The sequence below is a fragment of the Spirillospora sp. CA-108201 genome (assembly GCF_050936235.1).
Lineage (GTDB): Bacteria > Actinomycetota > Actinomycetes > Streptosporangiales > Streptosporangiaceae > Spirillospora.
Window position 1 is genome coordinate 693,972 of the sequence record NZ_JBNJNE010000001.1, and the last position, 22,317, is coordinate 716,288.

Genomic DNA, 22,317 nt, shown 5'->3' on the forward strand with positions numbered 1-22,317 from the left:
CTTTCACCCGGCGGAGAGAACGACGGACGTCGCCCCGATGGCGCTGTTCCGACCCGGCCGGTCGGGCCCACCGGCCCCGACCGGTCCACTGGACCGATGACCTCTGTCGGCGGCGCGTACCTGTCGGCGGGATGACGAGCGGTGTGAGGGCCGACGGGGGGCATCCGGACCGGCTTCGCGGGGGGAATGCACCCTCCTGCCAGGAGGTTTGTACTGGTAATGAGCGACGGGACGGATGTGGACGCGGCACGGACACGCGAGGTGCTGGAGGGCGAGCGCGAGCGCACGCTCGCCGCCGTCCGCGCGCTGGAACGCGACCGCGAGGGGATCGTGGAGTCGGCCCGGCTGGCGGCCGTCGACGACGAGCACGATCCCGAGGGCGCGACACTCGGGTTCGAGCGCGCCCACGTGGAGTCGCTGCTCGCGACGGCCCGCGGCCGTCTCGACGATCTGGACCGCGCTCTCGAACGGCTCGCAGCGGGGACCTACGGCGTCTGCGCGTCCTGCGGCCGCCCCATCGGCGCAGGGCGCCTGGCGGCCCGCCCCGCCACGGCGCTGTGCATCTCCTGCGCCTGACCCGCCTCTCGCTCCCGCGCGGAACCGGACTCCGGGCGTTGGTCGACTCTGGGCGGTCACGCCGTCGCGCCTTGCGTGCGCGGTCGGACTCGATCGCGTAGGCGGGCCGTTTCATGCTCCGCCCGATGACTGGGTCCAGGGACCGCGCCCCGACCGGATCGGTAAGCCGCCGCTTCCGAACCGCGGAGTGCGCGGCTTGGAAGGGTCAGCCGACCCACCGGCGGGTGTATTGGATGTGGATCTCTCGACCGCTGCCCGCCAGAGGGTCGTCGAGTTCTTCGCAATAGTGGAGGCCGACGTCCTCCCGCAACTCGGCAGGGGGGTGGTAGCGGTGGCCGTGCTCGAAGACATCGAAGAACATGCCCGCCGTTTCGCGGAACACCTTCGCGCTGCCGACCATGAACATCGTCTCGGCGTGGACGTGCTGGTGAAACACGTCGCGGTACCCTCGGCGACGGCGGGCGTCGTAGTCGATCGTGCCGTCGCCGGGCAGATCATCCGGGGAGAGCCGCACCGTGCCCTCTGCGCCGCGTCCGAGACCTCCACGCAACCGTTTCCAGTGGTGCGGCTTGAACTGCAGAGAATGGTGCAGGAGCACTAGATCAAGAGGGGGCTCCTCCGGAGGATACTGAGTTCCGCCCGCCGGGAGTCCGCCGCCGCGGAGAGGCAGGTAGATCAGCGAGCGCCGTGAGCGCGCGGCCAGCAGCCAGAGCATGCCGACATATCGGGCGGCACCTGCGTCCACGTTCATCTGCAACCCGCCTCGCGCGGGGTCCTGACCGATCAGTCGCGCGCGGGTGAGCGGGTCGGCCGCGCGGATGATGCGGAACTCCTCCAGTCCGAGCCGCATGCGATGAATGGTGATCCTCATGGCCGCTGCTCTCATCGCTGATCGTCCACTTGTCGGCCGCTGGATGATGGTGCGTGTCCGCAGCCGAGGCTGCGTGGACAGAGGCTACGCGCGGGTGAAGAAGTGATCAAGGACGTTGCGGTGCCCCGCCGTCCCGGCGGTGGGTGGTCCAGGCTCGCCGGATCAGGTCGCGCAGCGTGATGATGGTGTCGGCCGGGTCGAAGAACGCGTTCACACCGATCTCGTGGCGTTCGTGGCAGCGGGCAAGCCGGGCGAAGGCGTTGTGCCAGGCGTTGGTCCGCTCGATATGCCGGCGCCCGCTGGCCTGTACCTGCGACCTCTCGGGGCCTGGGGTTTTCTGCGGGTGGGAGGAGGGGCGGAAGTGGTCGGCGACGAGCCGGTTGCGTTGCGCCCGTGCGGGGTCGCTGACGCCGTGTCCGACGGTGGTCGCCCGGGCGGGTTCACGCAGTTGCCGGTCGCGGAATGCGTCGGTGGGCACCATGACGGCCATCCGGCGCGGCGAGTCGATGGTCGGTGCGACCGGTTCGGGGCGCGGCCCCCACCCTTCGGCGATGACGGGGCGTCCGGCGACCAGGGCCCGCAGATCGTCCAGGGCCCATGCGAATCCTGCGTTCGCTATCGCGCTCCGTGGCGACGGCTGCCGTGCGCTGCCGCTGACCTGAGCAAGGGCCTCCCACCAGGGATCTGGTAATGATCTACATTGTAAAGGCGTGCGCTCGTGACTGTGCCCGGCATGACCCGAGCGGGGCGGAGCGGCCTGGTCGGGGTGGCGCCGCGCGGTTCTCGTTCCGCCCGAGGCGGGGAAGCGGCAGGATCGGTTCTATGACGAACGTGGCCGACCGACAGATACCCGCGTACCTCGACTATGTCGGACCCGGGTGGCGCGACATCCTGATGCGAACCCATGCCGAGCTCGTCGCCGTGCTGCCGAACTACCAGGTGGCCCAGGTCAAGGAGAAGTACGGCATGCTGGACGTCAACCTGGGCGTGTACGTCGACCCCGTCACCGGTGAGTTCGGCATCAGCCGGGAACTCGGTGCCCGGGTCAGTGCGATCGTGCACGCCGCTCGGGACGAGTCCCGCCGCACCTGCGAGGTCTGCGGCGAGCCGGGCAGCGAGACCGGCCGGGGATGGATCAAGACGCTCTGCCCCGACCACGCTCCCAAGGGCTAGAGGTCCGCAGGCCGGGGCCCTGGCGTCGTCGCCGGCGCCAGAGCGCCCAGTGCGCAACGCTTGCTCGGGGGAGCGGGCGTTCGTGGTGCGAGGTCGTCAGGTCGGCCAGCGGCGTCGCTCGTCCGATACCCGCGCGTTGGGCACCACGGCCGTGACCGGCGGCACGCCGAACAGCGCCAGGCCGACGCCGACCCACTCGCCTGTCGTGACGACATCGTCGGCGAGCGCCGTTCCGAGCGCCGCGGCTGCGGCGACCACGCCGGCGACGACCGCCTTCGCGTAGTTTCCGATGTTCATCGCGACCCTCCTCAGGCCACGGGACGACTCTCGCCGTCCTCCTCCTAGGGCGGCGGCGTCCACTATCAGTGGACCCGGAGTAGAACGGTCCAGGTGTCGGGGCCGATGACGCCGTCGTTGTCGACCTTGCCCCACTTCTGGACGGCGCGGACGGCCTTGTCCATGGTGGCGTCGAAGTCCACGTTCATGTCGGTCCCGATCTCGGGGTGGTTGCGTGCGAGCAAGAGGCCGCGCGCGGTCTGCACCGCCTCGTTCGAGCCTTTCGCGCCTTTGGAGATCGTGGGCAGGGCTTTCACTGAGTCCTCCATCCAGCCGCTTCCGTAGCTCGGCCGTCCGTAGCCGGCGATGACGCCGGCGGCGCGGACGCGGCGCTTCACCGCGTCGCCGGTGTTGGCCTCGATCGTCTGGAGCCGTCCGCCGCCCAGGACCTTCTCCACGACGCCGACATGGTCGACCGCGCCGCCGCGGTTGCTTCCGCCCCAGTCGAAGAACACGATGTCCCCAGGCTCGGCCTGGTCGACCGCGGAGGCGGTGCCGGTGTGCCAGCGGCCGGCCTTCCTGAAGTCGTCGACGTGCCATACGGTGTAGGCGCGGTCACCGCCCGGCAGCACCGCCGAGGCGTTGCCGGAGTGCCGGGCCCAGTACGTGATGGCCATGTCGCACCAGGACGCGCGCAGGAACTCCTCACCGTTCCGGGACGCGTACTCCCGCGTGATGGGGTTCGGGCGCCCCGACATTCCCAGCGTCCTGCGCGCCGCCGCGATCATCTTTGCGGCGCTCATATCGGGGTCGCCTTCCCGTTCTCGTCCTGCCCGCGGAAGATCCCGTCGGCGTCGGGCCCGCCGTACAGTTCGCGCAGCACCTGCTCCTCGTCGGTTTCGGTCGCCCGGTGCGCGCCGGGATTCACGTCCACCTCGTCCATGTGGTCGGCTTCAGCCATCGCACCCCCTCGCCTGGTGAGCGGATTTCCGTCAGTTGTCCCTTCTCACCCTGCGGGCTCCCGGCCCCCAGGTCAGCTTTCGGGTCGGTTACAGTTCGCACTTCTGAGGTGACAAGATGTAATGATTCCGGGGAGGCGTGGTAGCGGGCGGCGCTACCGAGGGCGACGGTGTTTCGGACATGCCGACCGGGGCCGAGCTCGGAGAACGTCGATTTGCGGTCCACTGTTTCGGGGCTGTCGGCGCATCGGCAGCCTCTGGCCGCTCCGGCTTACCGTGCGAGTGCGTCCTACGCCTCGCCGGAGTGGCTTCCGCCAGCGCGGGCAGCGGACGCGTCGTGCGTCTTCGGCCGATCGTCTTGGCACGGGGACCGGGGTGTTGTCCTCGGGCAGGTCAGCTGCGATCCTGGGCGATGGTCCACCGGCCCGACGTCGCCCGCGGAGCGGGCCGGTCCCCGGTGTCGCCGCCGGCGGGGAACGCCGCGACCGAGACGTACACGTGCTGGCCCTTGCGGAGCCCCTTGGGCATGGTGCCGGTCGCGAACTGGTCGCCGCCGGTCGCCTTGGCGTCGGCGCGGACTTCGGTCCATGATCCGGCGGACTTGCCGTCCTTCCAGTCGTGGACCTCGAACTGCAGCCGGTACTCGTCGCCCTCGCTGAGCCCTTCGATGCGGACGACGGTGTCGATGTCCGCCCATGTCGACGCCGGGGCCACGTAGCCGGGATAGCCGTTGGGGTGGTCCTTGTCGGGCTCGGAGTGGGACTTGGCCGGGTCGGCGTGGGTGATGTCCCAGGTCAGGCGGGTGAACCGTCCCCACGCGAGGTTCTGGGGCTTGGACTTGCCGTAGCTGCTGCGGATGGGCACTTCGTCCTCCTGGTGTGACCCGAGGGCCAGCGCCCTCAGTTCCGCGAGGGAGCCGCGGTAGGCGTTGACGTCGCAGCGGCCCGGGATGGTCGGCACCGAGCCGCTGGACGAGTACTGCAGGATCGAGATGGGTTCTCCGCCGAACTGGACCCACCACGAGGAGGGGACCTTCTCGTAGAGAGCGGCCGGGGTTCCGGAGCCGGAGACGTACCGCGACTGCCAGATGGTGTCGAAGAAGCTGAGGTCGGGCCTGCCGTGGGCCTCCCAGTACCACCGCGGGAAGTACCCGATGACGGGGTGGCCGCCGGTGCGCTCCTTGAGCTCGGCCACCCAGTCCTTGGCCGTGGTCGCGTTGGCGCCGGACGCCTCGATGTCGAGGGCCACGGCGAAGCGGGACAGATCGCCGGCCTTGGACAGGAAGTGGCGGGCCTGCGCGGCGCCGTTCCCTCCGTGCAGGAAGTGGTACGCCCCCGGCACGAAGCCCGACCCCAGGGCGAGCATTCCCGCCCGGTTGTGCCTCCAGGTGGGGTTGGTGTAGTCGGTGTTCTCGGTGACCTTGGAGAACCCGAAGCGGATCCCCGCCCGCTGCACCGCGGACCAGTTGGGAGTGCCCTGATAGCTGGCGACATCGACCCCGTACAGCAAGATTGCCTCCTTCCCGGCCGGGCGGCATCACCGACGTCTGTCCCGCTCATGCGCGGAACGCGGGGGTGGGTGCGCTCGAAGACATGACGCGACTCCGCAACCTGGAGCCGGCCGCGGGTTCAGCGGCATCAGCGACGAGTGCGCGGACGCCCACCGGCGAATTCGTGTGCTTTCACCAGCAGACACTACTTTGCGTAATGCCGCAATTACCCTTGCGGATCCGACACAGAAGCATTGCGCGGCGGACTGTGAAGATGACTGTTGGCTTCCATGTTTCACGGACAGTGACCGTGGCCTTGCTGGGGTCGAAGGGTGGTGTCATCGAGGGCCGTCTGCCGGTATGAACCGGGGCCGTGGGAGAAGGCGAAGAGTTGGGAGGAGAGCCGCTGGGCGGCGGGTGGGTCTGGCTGGTTGGAGTGGACCGCCCGTGACGGCGGGCAGGAGGCTGTCGGCTGCTTCGGGCCAGGTGAGGGCTAGTGGGAACCCACCCGAGGCGGCGCCCCCTCCCCGAAGCTCGGACCGCGATGACCGAGGAGATCCCTTCAGAACCTTGTGGCGTGATAATGGTGCCGCAGAAGGAACCGAAGCGGTCGGCGCACATACTGCCGAGCCCTGTCGGATGGCGGCCGCTGGAAGTCTGGACATCGCGGAAAGGAGTGGCGTCGCGAGCGCCGGCTTACTTGCGGTAGTGGTGACCGTCCCGCAAGCTCCAGTCGAGCTTCCGGTCTTATTGCCGTCGCTTGTGATCTAGTCCGGAAAACGCCGCACGCGTCGGTGGGAAGTGCGTTGCCCGGGCTCTTGGAGGAATGTTCGGCGCGGCAGGCTGACCGGCGGGTGCCGGGCCGGTCACAGGAAATCCCGCGAGTGTTGTCCCGGTCAGAGCACGAACTTGGTGTAATCGCTGTAGTAGGTCTGTGACGCGCTCTTGGCCGCCGCGATCCACTTCGGGACATTTCCCGGTGTCGGGACCGAGATGGGGCCGGCGGCGTCGAACCAGCACGCGAAGGCACACCTCGTGCGCCTGCCGCCGCCCGCCGTCGTCGTCAGGTAGGCGACCTGGTCCTTCAACCAGGCCGCGTTCCGCGTGCCGGTTCTGCCGTAACCGATCTCGGGGACCGCCCACGGGATGCCTTTGGAGCGGGCGAACCTCACGGCCGGCCCCCACAGGTCGGTGCCGCTGCCGACGTGGGCGTAGCCGTCCACGCCGAGGACGTCCACGAGCCCGTCGCCCGGCCAGGTGTCGGCGTAGGTGCTGCCGGCCTTGGGGGAGGTGCCCGACCAGGTGGTGAGGATCTGGATCGTGTGCAGGTGAGTCCAGCCCTCCGACTGCACCCGCCGCACCAGCTCGCAGAAGCGTTTCAGTGCGGCCGTGTACGTCGCGAGGCGGAAGGCGCCGTTGCGGATCTTCCCGTCGCCCTCATGCCAGATCGACACGAACGCGACGTGGCTCTTGGGGATGGACCGCAGGAACCTCAGCGTCTGCGCGTCGAGGCTCCCGTCGGCCATCGCGGTGATCGACGGCTTCCCGCTCCAGCAGCTGGCCCGCTTGCCCACGTCCACGGCGCCGTTGCACGCCGCCCAGGAGGCGGGCATTCCCTCGGCGGCGGGCTCGTACGAGCGACGGATGGTCAGCGGCCCGTACGCGGCGTTCTTCGCGGCGAAGTCGGAGCCGGACAGGTGCTGGGGACAGGTTCCCCAAAGGATCGCGTTCCGGTTCTTCGCCACGGGACTTCCTCCGCCTTCGGCTCGGTAGGGCACACCGCCTCCGGGTGGGTGTGCCGGGGGTGATCGCAACAGCGTCGCCGATGATCGGGAAAGGCCGCTGCCGCGAGGTGTGCTGCGTCTCTCGTGCATTTCACCTTCGTCCGCCTGTCGCCGGGTTGACCTGGTAGCCCCCTGTCAACGATGTTCGCCCGGTTTATCGGACCGAACCAGATATGGGCCCGAAACTTTTCCGGTCCGTCGCGACAGAGTGATGTGTCGGTGCCCTAAGACCGCGCCGATGCTGCGGGTGGGCGGATCAATGATGGCGTATTGAGTGCGACCGCGACGGAAGGGCTGAGAAAGTCATAAAAGGCCGGTTTGTGGGCTATTGACTCACCGGGTCGGGGGATCTGTGAGCCGGTCCGATTCCGGCTGGAGATCGGCTTGGAGTTGCGCCCCGTGTTGCGGAAGCGCGCGGAACCATTCTCCGATCCCTGCGATCGGTCCCTCACCAGCACGAACATCACGGTCGCAGCGCAGCGAAGATGCTCGATCCCCGCACTCAGGCCAGGATCCTGGGCTCGATGCCCGTCGCCGGGATCGGGACCAGCGCATCGCACGGGTCCTTCAGCCGTGGGCACGCGACCGCGACGACCGTTCGACACGGTGTTGCGTGAGGTTCCGACCTGCTCGCCGACCTGGCCGATCAAGCCGCCCTCGACGCACCCGCCTCAGACCTCGCGTCACCCATGGCGCAGGGCTCCCGGTCCACTGTCTGCTCGCCGTCACGAGAGGCGCCCCGTTCTCACCGAAGCGCGTGGCGTCCGCTGATCGAGCCGGCTCGTCGGCGGCGTCTGAGCCGTCGCTCCGGCGGCTGTCGTGAAGGACGTCGACCACCGCAAGGGCTTGCCTGCCGCGGAACGCGGGACGTGTGAGGTTGAGCATGCGTCGACTTCGCGGTGGCGCGGCGGAAGCGGGCCGCCGACGGCTTCTGTGGCGCCGCGTACCGGGGCTGTCGGGGTGCATGGGGCACGAGGCCTCCGGGGCCACGCTGTTGTCAGGATTACTCCGCACCCTCTGGTCAGCGCGCCGAGAATTAGCTTAGCCTTACCTAACTCATTGTCCTGATCATCGGGGACGCCGGGCGCACGGAGGCGAAGTGAAGGCAGAGGTTCCCACTGGGCGGTCGGTGCTGGGCGGGGCCATCCGCTCGCAGCGCCGCGGCGTGGCGCTGAGCGCGGCGCTGGCCTCGGTGCACCAGATCGGGGAGACGCTCGTCCCGGTGCTCATCGGCGTCGCGATCGACCAGGGCGTCGCGGGGGGAGACGGGCGGGCCCTCGTGCTGTGGCTGGCCGTGCTCGCCGCGGTCTACCTCGCGCTGTCGTGGGGGTTCCGGATCGGGGCCAACGCGGGGGAGCGGTCCGGGGTGCGCGCCGCCCACGCGCTGCGCGTCGCGCTCGTCGACCGGGTACTGGACCCGCGAGGCGGCGCCGAGTCCGGGCGGCTGCCGGGTGCGCTCGCCTCCATCGCCACCGAGGACGCCCGCCGTGTCGGCGCCGTGAACGTGGCGCTGATGGCGGGGATCGCGGCGCTCGTGGGCGTCGCCTGCGGCGCGGCGGTGCTGCTGAGCATCTCGGTGCCGCTCGGGCTGATCGTCCTGGTCGGCACGCCGCTGCTGCTGTGGGCGGGGCACCTGCTGAGCCGCCCGCTGGAACGCCGCAGCCGCGCCGAGCAGGAACGCGCGGCGCACGCGTCCGCGGTCGCCGCCGACCTGGTGGCCGGACTGCGGGTGATCAACGGCATGGGCGCGGAGACGGCGGCCGTCGACCGGTACCGGCGCACGAGCGCCGACTCGCTGGGCGCGACCCTGCGGGCCGCCCGCGCCGAGGCGTGGCAGAGCGGGACGGTCCTGGCCCTCACCGGCCTGTTCATCGCGCTGGTCGCCCTCGTCGGCGGACGGCTCGCGGCGCAGGGCGAGGTGAGCCTCGGCCAGCTGGTGACGGCCGTCGGCCTGGCGCTGCTGCTGCTCGGCCCGCTGTCGGTGCTGGCCTGGGTCAACGCCGAGTTCGCGCAGGGCCGCGCGTCGGCCGCGCGGATCGCGGACGTGCTCGCCTCCCCGTACGCCGTGCCGGACGGGGACGGCGCGCCGCGCGTCCCGGTCACCGGGCACGTGCGGCTGAGCGGCGTGGCCGCCGGGACCCTGCGGTCGGTGGACCTGGAGGCGCGGCCGGGCGAGCTGCTCGGCGTCGTCGCCTTCGACCCGTGGGACGCGGCGGCGCTGCTGCGCTGCCTCGGACGCGACGCCGACCCGGACGCGGGCACCGTGGAGCTGGACGGCGTTCCCCTCACCACGCTGCACCCGGCGGCCGTGCGGGCCGCGATCCTGGTCGCCGGGCACGACGCCGACCTGTTCGCCGGCGGCCTCGCCGGCAACGTCGGGGCGGCCGCGCCCCGTCCGCCGACCTGGACCGCGCGATGGCGGCGGCCGGCGCCGACGAGGTGGCCGCCGCCCTGGGCGCCGCCGGCGCCGAGGCGTCCGTCGGTGAACGGGGGCGGTTCCTGTCGGGAGGCCAGCGCCAGCGTGTCGCGCTCGCGCGTGCGCTCGCCGCGGACGCCCCGGTCCTCGTCCTGCACGACCCCACCACGGCCGTGGACGCGGTCACCGAGGCGCGCATCGCCGAGGGGATGCGCGCCCTGCGGCGCGGCCGGACGACGGTCGTGGTCACGACGAGCCCGGCTCTGCTGGCCGTCACCGACCGGGTCGTCATGATCTCCGAGGGGCGGACCGAGGACGTCGCGACGCATGCCGAACTCGCGGCCCGCCACGGCGGCTACCGGGCGACGGTGCTGTCATGACCGGCGCCGTCCGGGACGACGGGAGCGTCCCGCGGACCGAGGGACCGGGGGACGACGCCGGACGGGCCGGCGGCGCGGAGCTGCTGCCCGTCGCATCGGGCGGCCGGGTCCGGGCGCTGCTCGGCGAGCTGGTGCGGCCCCATCGGGGCCTCGCGGCCGCCGGGGCCGTCGTCATGGCCGCGGCGACCGCGGTCGGAATGCTGACCCCGCCGCTGCTCGGGCGGGTGGTGGATCTGGTCGCCAGGCACCGGCCGCCGGACGCCGTGACGCCGGTCATCGCGCTGCTGGCCGCGGTCGCGGTCGTCCAGGGCCTGGCCACCGCGTGGGGGCTGACCCTGGTGGCGCGGCTCGGCGAGACGGTCCTGGCGCGGCTGCGCGAACGGTTCGTCGAGCGGGCGCTGCACCTGCCGCTCGCCCAGGTGGAACGTTCCGGGTCCGGGGACATGGTCGCGCGCGCCACCGGGGACGTGTCGCTGGTCGCCGAGGCCGTCCGCAAGGCGCTGCCGGAGCTGGTGCGGTCGGTGCCGGCGATCCTGCTGACGCTCGCCGGGCTCGCCGTCCTGGACTGGCGCTTCTTCGTCGCCGCGCTGCTCGCCGCGCCCGTCCAGGCGTACACGGCCCGCTGGTACGTGCGGCGCGCGGTGCCGCTCTACGCCGAGCAGCGGGTCGCGAACGGGGCCCAGCAGCAGCAGCTCCTCGAGGGCATCGGCGGCGCCGCGACCGTCCGCGCGCTCCGGCTGGAGGACGAGCACGCGGGCCTCGTCGCGCGCCGATCGTCGGCGGTGGTGGACCTGACGATGCGCGGCGTGACGCTGGTCCTGCGCTTCTACATGCGGTTGCACGTCGCCGAGTACACCGGACTCGCGGCCGTGCTGGTCGCCGGGTTCCTGCTGGTCCGCGGCGGGTCCGTGTCCGTCGGCACCGCGACCGCCGCCGCCCTGTACTTCCACAACCTCTTCACCCCGATGAACACCGCGCTCGCCCTCCTGGACGACGCGCAGGCCGCCGCGGCCGGGCTGGCCCGCCTCACCGGCGTCGCCGACCGGCCCGCGCCGCGGCCTTCCGGCCGGCTCAGGCCGCGCGACGCCTCGGTCCCCACCCGCGAGCTCGCGCGGCGGCTCGGGATCCTGCCCCAGTCGCCCGTCGCGCCCGAGGGCATCACGGTCGCCGACCTGGTGGGGCGCGGCCGGTCCCCGCACCAGACCTGGTGGCGGCAGTGGTCGAGGGGCGACGAGCGCGCCGTCGCGGACGCTCTGGACGCGACGGGGATGCGCGACCTCGCGGACCGGCCCGTGGGCGAGCTGTCGGGCGGGCAGCGCCAGCGCGCCTGGATCGCCATGGCCGTCGCGCAGGAGACGCCCCTGCTGCTTCTCGACGAGCCGACGACCTACCTGGACCTGGCCCACCAGATCGACGTGCTGGACCTGGTCGCCGACCTGAACAGGCGCGAGGGCCGCACCGTCGTCATGGTCCTGCACGACCTCAACCACGCCTGCCGCTACGCCGACCACATCGTCGCCATGAAGGACGGCCGGGTCGCGGCCATGGGCGCCCCGTCCGCGATCGTGAACGAGGACCCGGTGGAGGAGGTGTTCCGGCTGCGCTGCCAGGTCGGCGTCGATCCCGTCGCCGGGACGCCGCTGATCATCCCGATCGGCCGGCACCGTCCGGACGCGCCTCCCGCGGCCTGAGGGCGGGGCGGCGGGCGGGGCGAGCGGCGCGCCTGCTCCGAAGCCGGACTTCCCACGGGGCCGAGTGAAACCGTCCGGGACGGTAATACCGGAGGACACGTCCCCCCGGAGGTGCGCATGGTCTGGCTCGGAGTCGTCCTCGTCGTCGCGGGTGCGGTTCCGGCGCTCGCCGCGGACGGCGACCTGGGCGGTGTCGACATGACCGTGGCGGGGAGCGCCGTCATGGCCGTCGGCGCGATCCTGCTGATCGCGGGCATCGTCCGGCTGCGCGGGCGCCGCCGTGCCGGAACGCCCGGCGGGGTGGCGCAGGCCTACTACCGGACGTCCACCGGCAAGATCGTCGCGATGGTGGTCGCGGTGATCTACATCGTCTCCCCGGTCGATCTGATCCCGGACGTCCTCCTGCCGTTCGGGATCGTCGACGACGCCACCGCCCTCACGTGGCTGCTGTTCGCACTCGGCCAGGAGTACACGCGGCGCTCCCGCACGCAGCGCCGCGCTCCCTGACCCTTCGCGCCGGGGCGTTCGGCGGCGTGCCGGAGATCGGGGGAGAGGCCGTGCCAGAGGGGGAAGCGCGGCGGCACGAGTGGCGGATCGAGGCCCGCGAGTACGCCCGCCAGGAGCGCCGCCGCGGTCGCCGTCACGCGTTCACGCGGCTCGTTCCCGCCCGCACGGCTCTGGTGGTGATCGACATGGTGCCGTTCTTCGTGTCCGGCAATCCCTACTGCCGGGGGATCGTGCCCGACATCCGCCGCCTCGCCGGCGCTCTCCGGACCGCGGGCGGCACGGTCGCCTGGGTCCTGCCCGCGGTGGTCGAGCGCACGGCGGTGGCCGACGAGTTCTTCGGACCGGAGACCGCCGAGTTGTACCGCGCCTCCGGCGGCACCGGGCCGATGGCCGAGCGCCTGTGGCGCGGCTTCGAGGTCCACGGCGACGATCTGCTGGTGGAGAAGTCGGCGGCCAGCGCCTTCTTCCCGGGGCGCTGCCCCCTTCCGGACCTGCTGGAGCGGCGCGGGGTCGACACCGTCCTGATCACGGGCACCGTCACCAACGTGTGCTGCGAGTCGTCCGCGCGCGACGCGAGCACCCTCGGACTGCGGGTCATCATGGTCGCCGACGCGAACGCGGCCCGCCGCGACCAGGACCACAACGCCACCCTGCACACCGTCTACCGGACCTTCGGCGACGTCCGCCCGACGTCCGAGGTGCTCGGCATGATCGGAGCGACGCCGTAGCGGCGCCGCCCGGGACGGACACCGCCCCTGGGCGTCACAGCATGACCGCTCCCGCGACGGCCGCCGACGCGACGAGGAGAAGGGCCACGACGTTGACCGTGATGTCCGTTCTCAGGGAGCGGCGCCGGGCCACGCGGTCCAGGGTGAAGAAGGCCGGGTCGTCCGGCGTGTAGTGGACCGCGACCTCCCGGCCGAGCGCGCCGGCCGGGTCCGGCATCCCGGGCGCGCAGTAGGCGGTGACGGCCGCGCCCTCCCGCGTGGTGAACGCCACGACCGGCGTGATGGTGGTGGAGGTGCTGCCCTCCTCGTCGGTGCTGACGTCCTTCAGCACCGCGATGATCCGGCCCTGGGCGGCGACCATGGAGTCCAGCGTCTCGCGGCGGCGGCGCGTGTCGCGCGCGTTCCCGGGCAGGTAGCAGGCTCCGACGACGGCCCACGGCCCGCAGAAGCCGATCAGGGCCCAGGGCCAGCCCCAGTCGATCGCGGCGACGACCACCGCCCCGGCGTAGATCAGGAAGAGCGCGAGGTTCGGCCAGCCCAGCCCGCGGCCTCCTTCCTGCGGGCGGTCGGTGAACCGGTAGGCGTGCGGCCTCCCGCGCGGGTACTGGACTCCGATCTCCCGGCCCGTCCACGCGGCGGTGATCGCCTCGCCGCGGTCACCGTCGTTCGTGACGACGACCTCCTGCCCGCCCTCCGGATCGCGGTAGGAGACGACCACCGATATCCCGCCCTTCCGGGAACCGCCGTGCCGGGGTTCCCGGACCCGCTCGATCCGTCCCCTGAGCCGGACCGTCCGCTGGGCCCGTGTCATCCCGGCCAGCGAAAGCCCGTAGCCGAGCAGCGCCACCGTCCCCAGCACCGCGCACCACAGCACCAGGTATCCGTGCCAGCCCATAGGTCTCCTCCTGCATTCAGGGACGGTCCGCCGGATACACCGCTGCCCGTCCGGAACGGGTTCCGCGTCAACGCACCGGGCTGCGCCGCACCACCTTGCCCCGCCCGTCCGCCTCCAAGGAGGCCCTGCCTTCGAGGCCGGTCACGGTGATCCTGACGGTGAGGGGGCCGGTGACGCGGTGGGCGGTGAGCTGCCAGGTCCGCGGCGATCCGATGCCGAGGGCGGTCCTCGCCTCCTCGACCAGGGCGGGGAGGCGGTCGTAGGGCAGGGACCGCAGGTCGAAGTGCCGGATATCCGTTCCGGCGGGGAGGAAGACGACCGACAGCCGGCCCTCCTGCGCGACGAGGGTGACCGCCTCGTGCTCGCCCTTGCCTCTGATGAGCGAGTCGACGGCCCGGCGCAGTTCTCCCTCGTCGAGCAGCGACCGGCCCGGGGCGAGGACGACCGTGCCGGACGCCGACGTCACGACGGTGGTGGACGACGTCGAGGAGACGGACGGCTTCGAAGCGTGCGGCCGTGCGGTGCCGCCCTGGTCGAACAGGTCGGCACGGAAGAGGAAGACCACGGCGGCCGCGCTGAGCAGCAGGGCCACAAGCGTGACGAAACCGCCGGCGACGCCCTCCGGGGGATCGCTGACGAGAGCCGGCCCGGGTGCGGAGTCGATGCGGGCCGCGGCCGCCCGGTCCTCCCACTCGGGTGTCGGCCGCTTCACGATCCGCGCCTTCCACGGCCGGTCCGGCGGGAACTGGACCACCACGACGCCGCGCGGCCCGTAGTCGTCGAGCTCGACGACGTTGACGTACTGCGTGAACTCGACGCGGTAGGCCGGCGCGTCGTCCGGCGCGACGGTGAGGTCGAAGCGCACCGGCACGTCGCTGTCCTTGCCCTCGTGGACCTTCACACTCTCGATCGCCGCGAGAGCCGTGCGGGGGGCGGCGGCCGCCTCCCGGGCACGCCGGGGTGCGCCGGCGAGGAAGAGGAGCAGGCCGTAGGCGGCGGGCAGGGCCAGTCCCGTGACGAACAGCGGCACCTTCTCGACGACGACGCCGACGACGAGAGCGGCCAGCGACGTCCCGGCCATGCCGCCCGTCAGGAAGGCGCGGGCGAGGGCGACGGGGGCCCGGTGCGTGGGCGGCGGGCCCGTCGCGATCGTCATAGGGGCGATTGTGCCGGTTCCGGATGACGGCCGTCAGACCTACGGGCGATCTTCGACCGGGTGTCGGAGCGGGGCGTCCGTCAGGTCGTGGCGAGCGGCACGAAGGACGCGATCAGCAGGAGGGCCGGGAACATGGCCGCGGCCTGGTAGACGTGCGGGGCGTCGGACGGGAGCGAAGGCGCGTCCGGGAGCCACCAGCGGGTCCAGAAGTGGACGAGGCGCGGCCAGGCGAGCAGCATCGCGGCGGCCGCCGCGGTCGTGAGACGGGCGTCGACCAGGAGTGCGTGAGCGCCTTCGAGCAGATGGTCGGCGGTCTCGGAGAGGGACGTGCCGATCAGGAGATAGGCCGGCGCGGCCGTGACCAGCGCGACCAGCAGGGACATGACGATCGCGGACGGCCACGCGGCGAGGAGCAGCAGGGTGCCGGCGGTGCGGGGCGTGGACGTCCACCGCCGCAGGGCGCGCGGGGGGTGGGACGGCAGCGAGCGGAGCGTGGCGCCGCCGCCCAGCGCCAGCCCGCGGCGCAGGGCGTCGGGGCCGAGGACCTGGACGGGCAGCCGGTCGGCGCTCAGCTCCGCCAGCCACAGTGCGATCACCGGGAGGATCAGAACCCGGAGCGGCCGGGTCGACACCAGCACCAGCTGGGCGCCGACCGCCGCGGCGAGGGCGTGCGGCGCGATCGCGAGGTAGACCAGGACGGGCAGCAGGCCCAGCAGCACGAACACCGGCGCCCAGGTGCGCAGGACCCAGAGGAAGGGACTGCCGAGCCCGACCACCAGGTGGTCGCCCTGGCGGACATGGGCGATCTCGTGCAGGAGCACCGCCTGGGCCGCCCGCCGGTCGCTGCGCCACAGGCGGACCAGCGGCAGGAAGACGGCGATGCGCGCCCGTCGCCCTCCCGCCGGATAGGCGCGGGCGAGCCGGTCGCCGCTCACGGCGAAGCGCAACTCGGTGCCGGGCGCGTAGCCGTCGACGAACCGCTGCATCTCGGCGGCGACCGGACGGCCGTCCGAGGGCAGGAGCCGCAGCCTTCGCTCCACCCGGCGGGCTCGCAGGGCGGGGAATCCCACGCTGAGGACGCCCGCCACCAGCAGGACGACGGGCAGCAGCTCCACCACCACGAGCATCCTCAGGAGGAGCAGCGACGTGCGCCCCACCAGCGGCGCGTAGTCGCCGTCACCGCCGAACGCGTCGATCCACCGGCGCATGCCGGCGACCTGGCCGCGGAGGCCCCAGACGAGGTAGAGGACGAAGAACAGCCAGATCCACGGCGGCAGGATCCCGCCGGCCGCTGCGCGCCTCATGCCTACGGCTCGCCGTTCAGCCCGCGGAGGAACTCCTCACCGCCGCCGGGGTCGGACAGGAGTTCCAGCAGCAGTTCGTAGGCCTTCAGTTCCGCGCGCGGCCGGGGCATCCCGTCGTTCACCAGCCGGTCGGTCAATTGGCGGTGAGCCGAATCCAGCGCCTTCGTCTCCGGCGCGGTCCTTCCGCCGCCTTCGGGAACTTTCTTCGCCGTGCCGTCCGGTGGCCTGATTTCCGGGTTTTCCCGGTTGACTTTCCCGCCGTTCGGGGAGTTGCCTTCCCTCTTCTTTTCCTCGTGGTCGCCGCCATCCGGTTTCCGTGCGCCGGATCGTCCCTGCCGCGCCGCGCCGCGACGGCGAGGGTGACGATGGCGACGATATTTCCGAGTTCCCTCGTCGCGAGAAGGTGGCGCAGGCTTTCCGCGGAGTCGGCCAGCGCCCTCAGGACGACCGGCAGGTCGCCGATCATCGTCGCCGGCCCGAACCCTCCCGGCTCGGCCCCGGGCCTCGGGAACAGCGCGGCGCGGGCCTTCCCGCCGGACGCGTAGGCACGCCCCACCTCGGCGGCGAAGTCCACCTCGTCCGGGGCGACCCGTTCCGCGATTCTCATCGCCCACTCCGCGACGGCGTCCATCCGAGATCCTTTCGACGTGGCGGCACCGGCCATTCGATCTGCGCCCCGAGTCGAATCATGTCACGCGGTTCCGTGCCGGAACGCGGACCACTCTATTTGAGTCGGGACATAATTCGCGGAAAATTCCGACCGTGATCGGAGCGCTGGCCGACGGGATCGGACACGCGTATCGTCGGCGACCACCACGGAATTCAGGGGACATCATGAAACGACCGGTTCTGGCCATCGACTTCGGCGGTTCGTCCACTCTGGGGGCGGCCCTTTTAAATGATCTCGACGAGCCGGCGGGAAGCGGCCCCGTCCCCTCGCTGGTGTTCGTCGGGCCCGACGGGCGGCTCACCGCCGGAGGCCCCGCCGGCCAGCTGGTGGAGGCGTTTCCCGACCGGGGCGTGCGGGACCCCCGGCGGTCGCTGGTCGCCGGTGAATCCGTGCGGGTCGCCGACCGGGACGTGCCGGCCGTCGCGCTGGCGGCCGCGCCGCTGCGGCAGATCATGCTGGAGGCCGCGCGGCGGCCCGAGGCCGTGCGGTTCGACCGCGTGGTCCTGACCTACCCGGCGCCGTGGGGCCCGCAGGAGACGGCGGCGCTCGGCAGGGCGGCCTCGGAGGCGGGATTGCCCGAGCCCTGGTTCGTCACCGAGGCGGAGGCCGTCGTCGCCTTCCACGACCCCGGGCCGGGCGTCGTCGTCGCCGTCTACGACCTCGGCGGATGTTCCCTCGACGTCACCGTGGTCCGCCGCACCGAGCAGGGGTTGGAGATCCTGGGCCGGCCGGGGAGGCACGACGGGTTCGGAGGCGGCGCCCTCGACGAGGCCCTCTACCGGATCGTCGCCGAAAGGGCGGCGCCCCTTGACGCCGCCGCCTGGGACGAGATGACGCGACGGCACAACGGCTCAGAACTGGTCCGCCAGGAGGTCGTGGAGGCCAAGCACGCGCTCTCCGAGCACGACGCCGCGTCGCTCCGGCTCGACGGCCTCACCGAGGCGATCACGGTCACGCGCACCGAGTTCGAGGACGCGACGAGCCGGATGCTGCGCTGGAGCGTCGGCGAACTCCTGGCGGCCGTCGAGCGCGCCGGCCTCTCCCCGGACGATCTGGACGCCGTCTACCTGGCCGGCGGCGCGGCCCGCATGCCCAGGATCGCCGAACTCGTCGCCGAAGGGCTGGGCTGGGAACCCGTCACCACGGCCGACCCCAAGGCCGTGGTCGCCCTCGGCGCTCTGCGCGCCTACGCGCAGAGCCCACAGAGCGCGCCGCGGTCGCCGGGCGCGCAGCCGACCCTGCCCGCCGCAGGGCCCGCACTCGCAGCCGGTCCCGCAGCCCTGGCTCCCGCCCGCCGCACCCGTCCCCGATCGAAGGCACCGCTCCTGACGGCCATGGCGATGATCCCCCTGACCGCCGTCGTGGTCGCGGCCGCCCTCTTCGCCCGCTCGCACCTGGGCCCGTCCGAGAACACCGGCTCCGCGTCGGTCACCACCACCGCGCCCCAGGCGTCCGTCGCCTCGCCCGCCGCGCCCGTCCCGTCGCCGGCGGGCTCGGTGACCGACAGTCCCACCCCGGAGGAATCGTCGAGCCCGCCCGAGGAGTCACCCACCCCCGAAGAGGAGACGGGCATCAGGACGGGCACGTACTCGGTGAGCCTCAGCGGAATGGTCAGCGGCCAGACGTTCCGCCGCACCGCCCAGCTCCAGGTGATGCCGACGGTCACCCGCGTCGGGACGAACAACGGCGTCAACCCGGTCGAGGTATGCCTGCGGTCCGGCTTCCCCGCCGGGACGCCCGAGGTCGGCGCGATCTGGTTCGGCACCAACACCGCCTGCTTCCCCGAGCGCGGCGCCCAGCTCGACATGACCAACGTCGAGGTGGACGGCGACACCATCACCGTCCGGCCGGACGCCCGCATCGCCGCCACGGGACTCAACCAGTTCACGGCATCCGGCAACTCCATCTACGCGTGCCTCTACCAGCCGGTCTCCGGCACCATGACCGTGGACCTCTCCGGCGATTCGCCCACCGGCGAACTCGACATCAACGGCTACAGCGGCCCGTGCCAGGCCGTAGGCACCAACACCACCTACACCGCCAGCATCAACGGCTGAACACCGGTACCGAGACCGCGCGAAAAAGAGCGCGGCCAGAGGCCGCGCTCAGGTCGGACTCCGGCCGGCGCGAGCCGACCGATGTCAGAGTGCCCCCTTGTCCAGGTCCTCCACCACGCCCCTGTAGGCGCCGGCGTCGATCTCGGCCTCTTCAGCCTCTTCCGGGGTCTGCGCCTGCGCGGCGTTCTGCTCCGACAGCTCGGCGGCTCCCTGGAACATGCTGCGGGCGAATTCCCTTTCCTGCGGGGTCGGGCCAGCCATGATCACTCCGTCGCTCGGGTTGTCCTGCATTCGCAGGGTCCTCCCTTCCTTGGGGGGACAAGGAAACCGTTCGAGGTGCGGCCGGGTCGGCAACTTCCGATGGGAGAGCACGACCGCCGAGCCGAGGCGAACGCGGCGGTGCGGAGGTCGCCGTGCATGGCGTGGACGAGGCGCGAGCGGGTTTGCGTCCGCCGGCATCTCGGCCGTTAGACTCCGTCGTGCGGAAGGTTCGCCCGTGTCCGCGTGGTGCGGGCGTCGTAAGAGGGAACCCGGTGCGAATCCGGGACTGCCCCGCAGCGGTGAGCGGGAACGACCGCCGTCAATGAGCACTGGGCCCGGCGGCCTGGGAAGCGACGGCCAGTAGGACGCACCTATCCCGGTAGGAGCGGCGCCCGCGAGTCCGAAGACCTGCCTTCGCCCGTGCGCCGCCTGGCGCACGGTGGTCTGCGGCCTCGCGGGAGGGCCGGCGGGCGGCACAGGCGGGCTTTCGGCGCCGTGCCGCGCACCTCCCTCCGCGCCTGGCCGCCTGTGGCTCAGCGAGGGAAGCTGCCATGAGAACCACGATCCTCGGTTACCCCCGGATCGGGACGCGCCGCGAGCTCAAGTTCGCCACCGAGGGCTTCTGGGCGGGACGCGTCGACGCGGCCGCGCTGGAGAAGGCCGGTGCGGACCTGCGCGGCGCCGTCTGGACCGAGCTGCGCGACGCCGGCCTGGACACGGTCCCGTCGAACACCTTCTCCTTCTACGACCAGGTCCTGGACACCAGCGTCCTGGTGGACGCCGTGCCCGCGCGCTACCGGGGCCTGGACGGTCTCGACCGGTACTTCGCCATGGCGCGCGGTGTCCAGGACATCCCCGCGATGGAGATGACCAAGTGGTTCGACACCAACTACCACTAGTTCACGCATCCAGGCAACATTTCTGCCGGAACCCCTAGTCACTCAGAGTGAAACCCGCGCGAACCGCCCCAGTAGGGGGTTTCAACCTTGATCATCCTCGGGTACTCATGGACGCGGAGCCGCATCCAGCGACTCCGAGGCAGGCGAGTGGCAGGCGGGGTCGGCTCCCGCCGCAGGGGCTCCGCGAGGACGCCCCAATACGCGAACAGCCGCACAACAAACACAAAAACACAGATCGCCGAGGTGGGCTCTCGGCACGCAAGACCGGGTGCGCGCCCGGGCGGGACTCGTCCCGCGAATAGCTACCTAAAACGAATCAGCCCTGGCTAACACGGCACATAAAGAAGGCCACTCGCGCGAAGAGCTAGACCGGAACGAGTAGGCGCCAGCCTGCCCGCAGGCCGTTGGCTCTTCACCCCGGACATCGTTGCGCGCTCCCTAGCCGTGAGCCAGGGAGAGGAGTTACGGGTTGAAGCCCAGCCCGGAAGCAGCCGCATGGGGTAAGCGTCAGGCCAGCAAATCGCCGCGCTGGACGGACGCGAAGTGGCGCAGGATCCAAACCATCTTCGGTGTCGAGTTGACCACCCCCGAGGTACCCGACGACCGATACGAGGCCGAGGCCGCGACCTGGCAGGACGCGGCATGAGCGGCCCGCAGATGCCCGACCTACCGCCGGAACTGCTCGCCGCCGTCCAGCGCGCGGCCATGCCCGACTTCGACCGCTGGCACCAGATGATCCGCTCCGCCGGAGGGTGCGAGCAGCCCGTACGGCTGCGCGGTGAGCGGATCACCCTGGACGGTGAGAGCGGCGAGTTGATCGAGTCGTACTCGACCGCCGACGAGCCGACCGGGTTCCTGATCACTGCGTGTGGCAACCGCCGCGCGTCCCGGTGCGCCGCGTGCGCCGAGGTGTACCGGGACGACACCTATCACCTGATCATCTCCGGACTGACCGGAGGCAAGGGCGTGCCTGAGGAGGTCAGCGAGCACCCGCGCGTGTTCCTCACGCTCACCGCCCCCTCATTCGGTGCCGTCCACGCCCACCGCGAGAAGGGAGGGAAGACCCAGCTTTGCCGACCCCGACGAGATGGCCCCGTGTGTGCCCACGGCCGCCCCGAGGGGTGCCGGGCGCGGCACCAGGCCGACGACCCTCAGGTTGGGCAGCCGATCTGCGTCGACTGCTACGACTACCCCGCCGCCGTGTTGTGGAACGCCCACGCCCCCGAGCTATGGCGACGCCTCACCCTCACCGTCCCCAGGCTGATCACGGCCGAGCTGGGCATCACCCACAAGGCCCTACGCGAACAGGCCCGCCTGTCGTACGCCCGCGTGATCGAGTACCAGCGACGCGGCCTGATCCACTTCCACGCCGTCGTGCGCCTGGACGGACCGGACGGACCGGACCAGTCGCCGCCCGTATGGGCCACCACCGAACTCCTAGAACGCACCTTGCGAACCACCGCCGCACAGATCGAGGTACCGGCCCCGCACCCGGACGGGACAAGCTCACCACTCACCTTGCGGTGGGGACGTCAACTCGACACCCAGGCCATCCAGGTGGCCGCCGAGTTGGACGGGATCGCCGACAAGCACGTAGCCCGCTATATCGCCAAGTACGCCACCAAGGGCGCCGAGGACTCCGGCACTGTAGACCGCCCCATCCGCCACGCCACCCAGATCAGTTCCTTGCAGGTGTCCGAGCACGCCCGCCGCATGATCTGGACATGCTTCGCCCTGGCAGACCTGCCCGAGTACCCAGACCTGCGGCTCCGTAATTGGGCTCACATGCTCGGGTACGGCGGGCACTTCTCGTCCAAGTCCCGCCGCTACTCGGTGACCCTCACCGAGCTACGCCAGGCCCGAGCCGACCACGCCACCCAGTCAGCCCGCCAGGCCGAAGGCCGACCCGAGCCCGACCCGAACCGCACCACCGTGACCACCGGGCAATGGAAGTACCTCGGAAGCGGCCTCATGCACGGCGAACACTTCTGGGCAGAGCAAGCCCGCAACCGCATTCAGCAGGCAAGAGCCATCCGTCGAGGGTTCACCGAGCGTGACGAGGAGCGCAAGGCGAGCTAGCTCAGACCACCCGGCGTCGAGGAGTTTCATTACAGGGTCAAGGGCGCTTCGCGCCGCCGGGTCGCTTGGCCGGGCCGACGAAGACCAGAACGGCCTCCCGATGTGGGAGGCCGTCTGCTTTGGGCGGGCTCGCGAGCGCGAGCCCG

At 71.7% G+C, this 22,317-nt stretch carries 20 protein-coding genes, 3 pseudogenes and 1 riboswitch; of the genes and pseudogenes, 11 read left to right on the plus strand and 12 right to left on the minus strand.

Features of this window, described 5'->3' with window-relative positions:
* The first annotated feature begins 219 nt into the window (after window positions 1–219).
* On the plus strand, window positions 220–576 hold the full coding sequence (locus tag ACQEU6_RS03360) for a TraR/DksA family transcriptional regulator (RefSeq protein WP_499329100.1): 357 nt from the start codon (window positions 220–222) through the stop codon (window positions 574–576).
* 205 nt (window positions 577–781) lie between these two features.
* Here ACQEU6_RS03360 and ACQEU6_RS03365 read toward each other — a convergent pair whose 3' ends face one another.
* Both ACQEU6_RS03365 and ACQEU6_RS03370 read right to left on the minus strand, forming a co-directional pair.
* Window positions 782–1,426, minus strand: coding sequence for a hypothetical protein (locus ACQEU6_RS03365; protein WP_499329101.1), 645 nt, complete (start codon window positions 1,424–1,426; stop codon window positions 782–784).
* Between the two features lie 127 nt (window positions 1,427–1,553).
* Window positions 1,554–1,769, minus strand: a pseudogene (locus ACQEU6_RS03370) (IS5/IS1182 family transposase); the annotation flags it as partial.
* Between the two features lie 500 nt (window positions 1,770–2,269).
* On the opposite strand from ACQEU6_RS03370, the gene ACQEU6_RS03375 reads away from it, so the two are divergent.
* A complete protein-coding gene (locus tag ACQEU6_RS03375) occupies window positions 2,270–2,620 on the plus strand; it encodes a hypothetical protein (RefSeq protein ID WP_499329102.1) in 351 nt (116 codons plus the stop codon).
* Window positions 2,621–2,716: 96 nt separating this feature from the next.
* On the opposite strand, the gene ACQEU6_RS03380 is transcribed toward ACQEU6_RS03375, so the two are convergent.
* The 5 genes from ACQEU6_RS03380 to ACQEU6_RS03400 form a co-directional block, all read right to left on the minus strand.
* A complete protein-coding gene (locus ACQEU6_RS03380; protein ID WP_499329103.1) occupies window positions 2,717–2,917 on the minus strand; it encodes a hypothetical protein in 201 nt (66 codons plus the stop codon).
* A 65-nt stretch (window positions 2,918–2,982) separates the two neighbouring features.
* Window positions 2,983–3,699: a CHAP domain-containing protein gene (locus tag ACQEU6_RS03385; RefSeq protein WP_499329104.1), complete on the minus strand. Its 717-nt coding sequence runs from the start codon at window positions 3,697–3,699 to the stop codon at window positions 2,983–2,985.
* On the minus strand, window positions 3,696–3,857 hold the full coding sequence (locus tag ACQEU6_RS03390) for a hypothetical protein (protein ID WP_499329105.1): 162 nt from the start codon (window positions 3,855–3,857) through the stop codon (window positions 3,696–3,698). Before ACQEU6_RS03390 ends, ACQEU6_RS03385 begins: the two co-directional genes overlap by 4 nt.
* Before the next feature lie 391 nt (window positions 3,858–4,248).
* Window positions 4,249–5,364, minus strand: a complete 1,116-nt coding sequence (locus tag ACQEU6_RS03395) for a glycoside hydrolase family 25 protein (protein WP_499329106.1) — start codon at window positions 5,362–5,364, stop codon at window positions 4,249–4,251.
* An 876-nt stretch (window positions 5,365–6,240) separates the two neighbouring features.
* Window positions 6,241–7,089 (minus strand): hypothetical protein, encoded by an 849-nt coding sequence (locus tag ACQEU6_RS03400; protein WP_499329107.1) that lies wholly within the window; start codon window positions 7,087–7,089, stop codon window positions 6,241–6,243.
* 1,261 nt (window positions 7,090–8,350) lie between these two features.
* Here ACQEU6_RS03400 and ACQEU6_RS03405 point away from each other — a divergent pair.
* The 5 genes and pseudogenes from ACQEU6_RS03405 to ACQEU6_RS03425 form a co-directional block, all read left to right on the plus strand.
* Window positions 8,351–9,046, plus strand: a pseudogene (locus tag ACQEU6_RS03405) (ABC transporter transmembrane domain-containing protein); the annotation flags it as partial.
* Between the two features lie 497 nt (window positions 9,047–9,543).
* Window positions 9,544–9,651: pseudogene (locus tag ACQEU6_RS03410) on the plus strand (ABC transporter ATP-binding protein); the annotation flags it as partial.
* Window positions 9,652–9,920: 269 nt separating this feature from the next.
* Window positions 9,921–11,615 carry an ABC transporter transmembrane domain-containing protein gene (locus ACQEU6_RS03415; RefSeq protein ID WP_499329108.1) on the plus strand — a complete coding sequence of 565 codons (1,695 nt, stop codon included), beginning with the start codon at window positions 9,921–9,923 and terminating at the stop codon, window positions 11,613–11,615.
* A 117-nt stretch (window positions 11,616–11,732) separates the two neighbouring features.
* The gene (locus ACQEU6_RS03420) at window positions 11,733–12,122 is read left to right on the plus strand and encodes a YkvA family protein (RefSeq protein WP_499329109.1); all 390 of its coding nucleotides are present in this window, start codon (window positions 11,733–11,735) and stop codon (window positions 12,120–12,122) included.
* A 50-nt stretch (window positions 12,123–12,172) separates the two neighbouring features.
* Window positions 12,173–12,850 carry an isochorismatase family protein gene (locus ACQEU6_RS03425; RefSeq protein WP_499329110.1) on the plus strand — a complete coding sequence of 226 codons (678 nt, stop codon included), beginning with the start codon at window positions 12,173–12,175 and terminating at the stop codon, window positions 12,848–12,850.
* 34 nt (window positions 12,851–12,884) lie between these two features.
* On the opposite strand, the gene ACQEU6_RS03430 is transcribed toward ACQEU6_RS03425, so the two are convergent.
* The 4 genes from ACQEU6_RS03430 to ACQEU6_RS03445 all read right to left on the minus strand — a co-directional run bounded on the left by ACQEU6_RS03430 (window position 12,885) and on the right by ACQEU6_RS03445 (window position 16,836).
* On the minus strand, window positions 12,885–13,745 hold the full coding sequence (locus ACQEU6_RS03430) for a DUF3592 domain-containing protein (protein WP_499329111.1): 861 nt from the start codon (window positions 13,743–13,745) through the stop codon (window positions 12,885–12,887).
* Between the two features lie 67 nt (window positions 13,746–13,812).
* Window positions 13,813–14,901, minus strand: coding sequence for a hypothetical protein (locus ACQEU6_RS03435; RefSeq protein WP_499329112.1), 1,089 nt, complete (start codon window positions 14,899–14,901; stop codon window positions 13,813–13,815).
* An 80-nt stretch (window positions 14,902–14,981) separates the two neighbouring features.
* The gene (locus ACQEU6_RS03440; protein WP_499329113.1) at window positions 14,982–16,205 is read right to left on the minus strand and encodes a hypothetical protein; all 1,224 of its coding nucleotides are present in this window, start codon (window positions 16,203–16,205) and stop codon (window positions 14,982–14,984) included.
* Window positions 16,206–16,338: 133 nt separating this feature from the next.
* Window positions 16,339–16,836, minus strand: coding sequence for a hypothetical protein (locus tag ACQEU6_RS03445; protein WP_499329114.1), 498 nt, complete (start codon window positions 16,834–16,836; stop codon window positions 16,339–16,341).
* A gap of 203 nt (window positions 16,837–17,039) precedes the next feature.
* Here ACQEU6_RS03445 and ACQEU6_RS03450 point away from each other — a divergent pair, with 203 nt between their 5' ends.
* Window positions 17,040–18,932 (plus strand): Hsp70 family protein, encoded by a 1,893-nt coding sequence (locus ACQEU6_RS03450; protein WP_499329115.1) that lies wholly within the window; start codon window positions 17,040–17,042, stop codon window positions 18,930–18,932.
* An 84-nt stretch (window positions 18,933–19,016) separates the two neighbouring features.
* On the opposite strand, the gene ACQEU6_RS03455 is transcribed toward ACQEU6_RS03450, so the two are convergent.
* On the minus strand, window positions 19,017–19,223 hold the full coding sequence (locus tag ACQEU6_RS03455) for a hypothetical protein (RefSeq protein ID WP_499329116.1): 207 nt from the start codon (window positions 19,221–19,223) through the stop codon (window positions 19,017–19,019).
* A 177-nt stretch (window positions 19,224–19,400) separates the two neighbouring features.
* Window positions 19,401–19,623: riboswitch (cobalamin riboswitch) on the plus strand.
* Between the two features lie 121 nt (window positions 19,624–19,744).
* Between ACQEU6_RS03455 and ACQEU6_RS03460 the strand changes: the two genes are divergently transcribed.
* From ACQEU6_RS03460 to ACQEU6_RS03470, 3 genes are all read left to right on the plus strand, one after another.
* A complete protein-coding gene (locus ACQEU6_RS03460; protein ID WP_499329117.1) occupies window positions 19,745–20,092 on the plus strand; it encodes a hypothetical protein in 348 nt (115 codons plus the stop codon).
* Between the two features lie 469 nt (window positions 20,093–20,561).
* Window positions 20,562–20,738 (plus strand): hypothetical protein, encoded by a 177-nt coding sequence (locus ACQEU6_RS03465; RefSeq protein WP_425631182.1) that lies wholly within the window; start codon window positions 20,562–20,564, stop codon window positions 20,736–20,738.
* Window positions 20,735–22,171: a replication initiator gene (locus ACQEU6_RS03470; protein ID WP_499329119.1), complete on the plus strand. Its 1,437-nt coding sequence runs from the start codon at window positions 20,735–20,737 to the stop codon at window positions 22,169–22,171. The genes ACQEU6_RS03465 and ACQEU6_RS03470 overlap by 4 nt, the downstream gene beginning before the upstream one ends.
* The last annotated feature ends 146 nt before the right edge of the window (window positions 22,172–22,317 follow it).

What these genes read in the sequence shown, in the direction of transcription:
- ACQEU6_RS03360 (WP_499329100.1), top strand. Translation starts at nt 220, where the DNA reads ATGAGCGACGGGACGGATGTGGACGCGGCACGGACACGCGAGGTGCTG.
- ACQEU6_RS03385 (WP_499329104.1), bottom strand. Translation starts at nt 3,699, where the DNA reads ATGAGCGCCGCAAAGATGATCGCGGCGGCGCGCAGGACGCTGGGAATG.
- ACQEU6_RS03470 (WP_499329119.1), top strand. Translation starts at nt 20,735, where the DNA reads ATGAGCGGCCCGCAGATGCCCGACCTACCGCCGGAACTGCTCGCCGCC.
- ACQEU6_RS03415 (WP_499329108.1), top strand. Translation starts at nt 9,921, where the DNA reads ATGACCGGCGCCGTCCGGGACGACGGGAGCGTCCCGCGGACCGAGGGA.
- ACQEU6_RS03450 (WP_499329115.1), top strand. Translation starts at nt 17,040, where the DNA reads ATGAAACGACCGGTTCTGGCCATCGACTTCGGCGGTTCGTCCACTCTG.
- ACQEU6_RS03380 (WP_499329103.1), bottom strand. Translation starts at nt 2,917, where the DNA reads ATGAACATCGGAAACTACGCGAAGGCGGTCGTCGCCGGCGTGGTCGCC.
- ACQEU6_RS03365 (WP_499329101.1), bottom strand. Translation starts at nt 1,426, where the DNA reads ATGCGGCTCGGACTGGAGGAGTTCCGCATCATCCGCGCGGCCGACCCG.
- ACQEU6_RS03430 (WP_499329111.1), bottom strand. Translation starts at nt 13,745, where the DNA reads ATGGGCTGGCACGGATACCTGGTGCTGTGGTGCGCGGTGCTGGGGACG.
- ACQEU6_RS03390 (WP_499329105.1), bottom strand. Translation starts at nt 3,857, where the DNA reads ATGGCTGAAGCCGACCACATGGACGAGGTGGACGTGAATCCCGGCGCG.
- ACQEU6_RS03435 (WP_499329112.1), bottom strand. Translation starts at nt 14,901, where the DNA reads ATGACGATCGCGACGGGCCCGCCGCCCACGCACCGGGCCCCCGTCGCC.
- ACQEU6_RS03460 (WP_499329117.1), top strand. Translation starts at nt 19,745, where the DNA reads ATGAGAACCACGATCCTCGGTTACCCCCGGATCGGGACGCGCCGCGAG.
- ACQEU6_RS03375 (WP_499329102.1), top strand. Translation starts at nt 2,270, where the DNA reads ATGACGAACGTGGCCGACCGACAGATACCCGCGTACCTCGACTATGTC.
- ACQEU6_RS03455 (WP_499329116.1), bottom strand. Translation starts at nt 19,223, where the DNA reads ATGCAGGACAACCCGAGCGACGGAGTGATCATGGCTGGCCCGACCCCG.
- ACQEU6_RS03445 (WP_499329114.1), bottom strand. Translation starts at nt 16,836, where the DNA reads ATGGACGCCGTCGCGGAGTGGGCGATGAGAATCGCGGAACGGGTCGCC.
- ACQEU6_RS03420 (WP_499329109.1), top strand. Translation starts at nt 11,733, where the DNA reads ATGGTCTGGCTCGGAGTCGTCCTCGTCGTCGCGGGTGCGGTTCCGGCG.
- ACQEU6_RS03440 (WP_499329113.1), bottom strand. Translation starts at nt 16,205, where the DNA reads ATGAGGCGCGCAGCGGCCGGCGGGATCCTGCCGCCGTGGATCTGGCTG.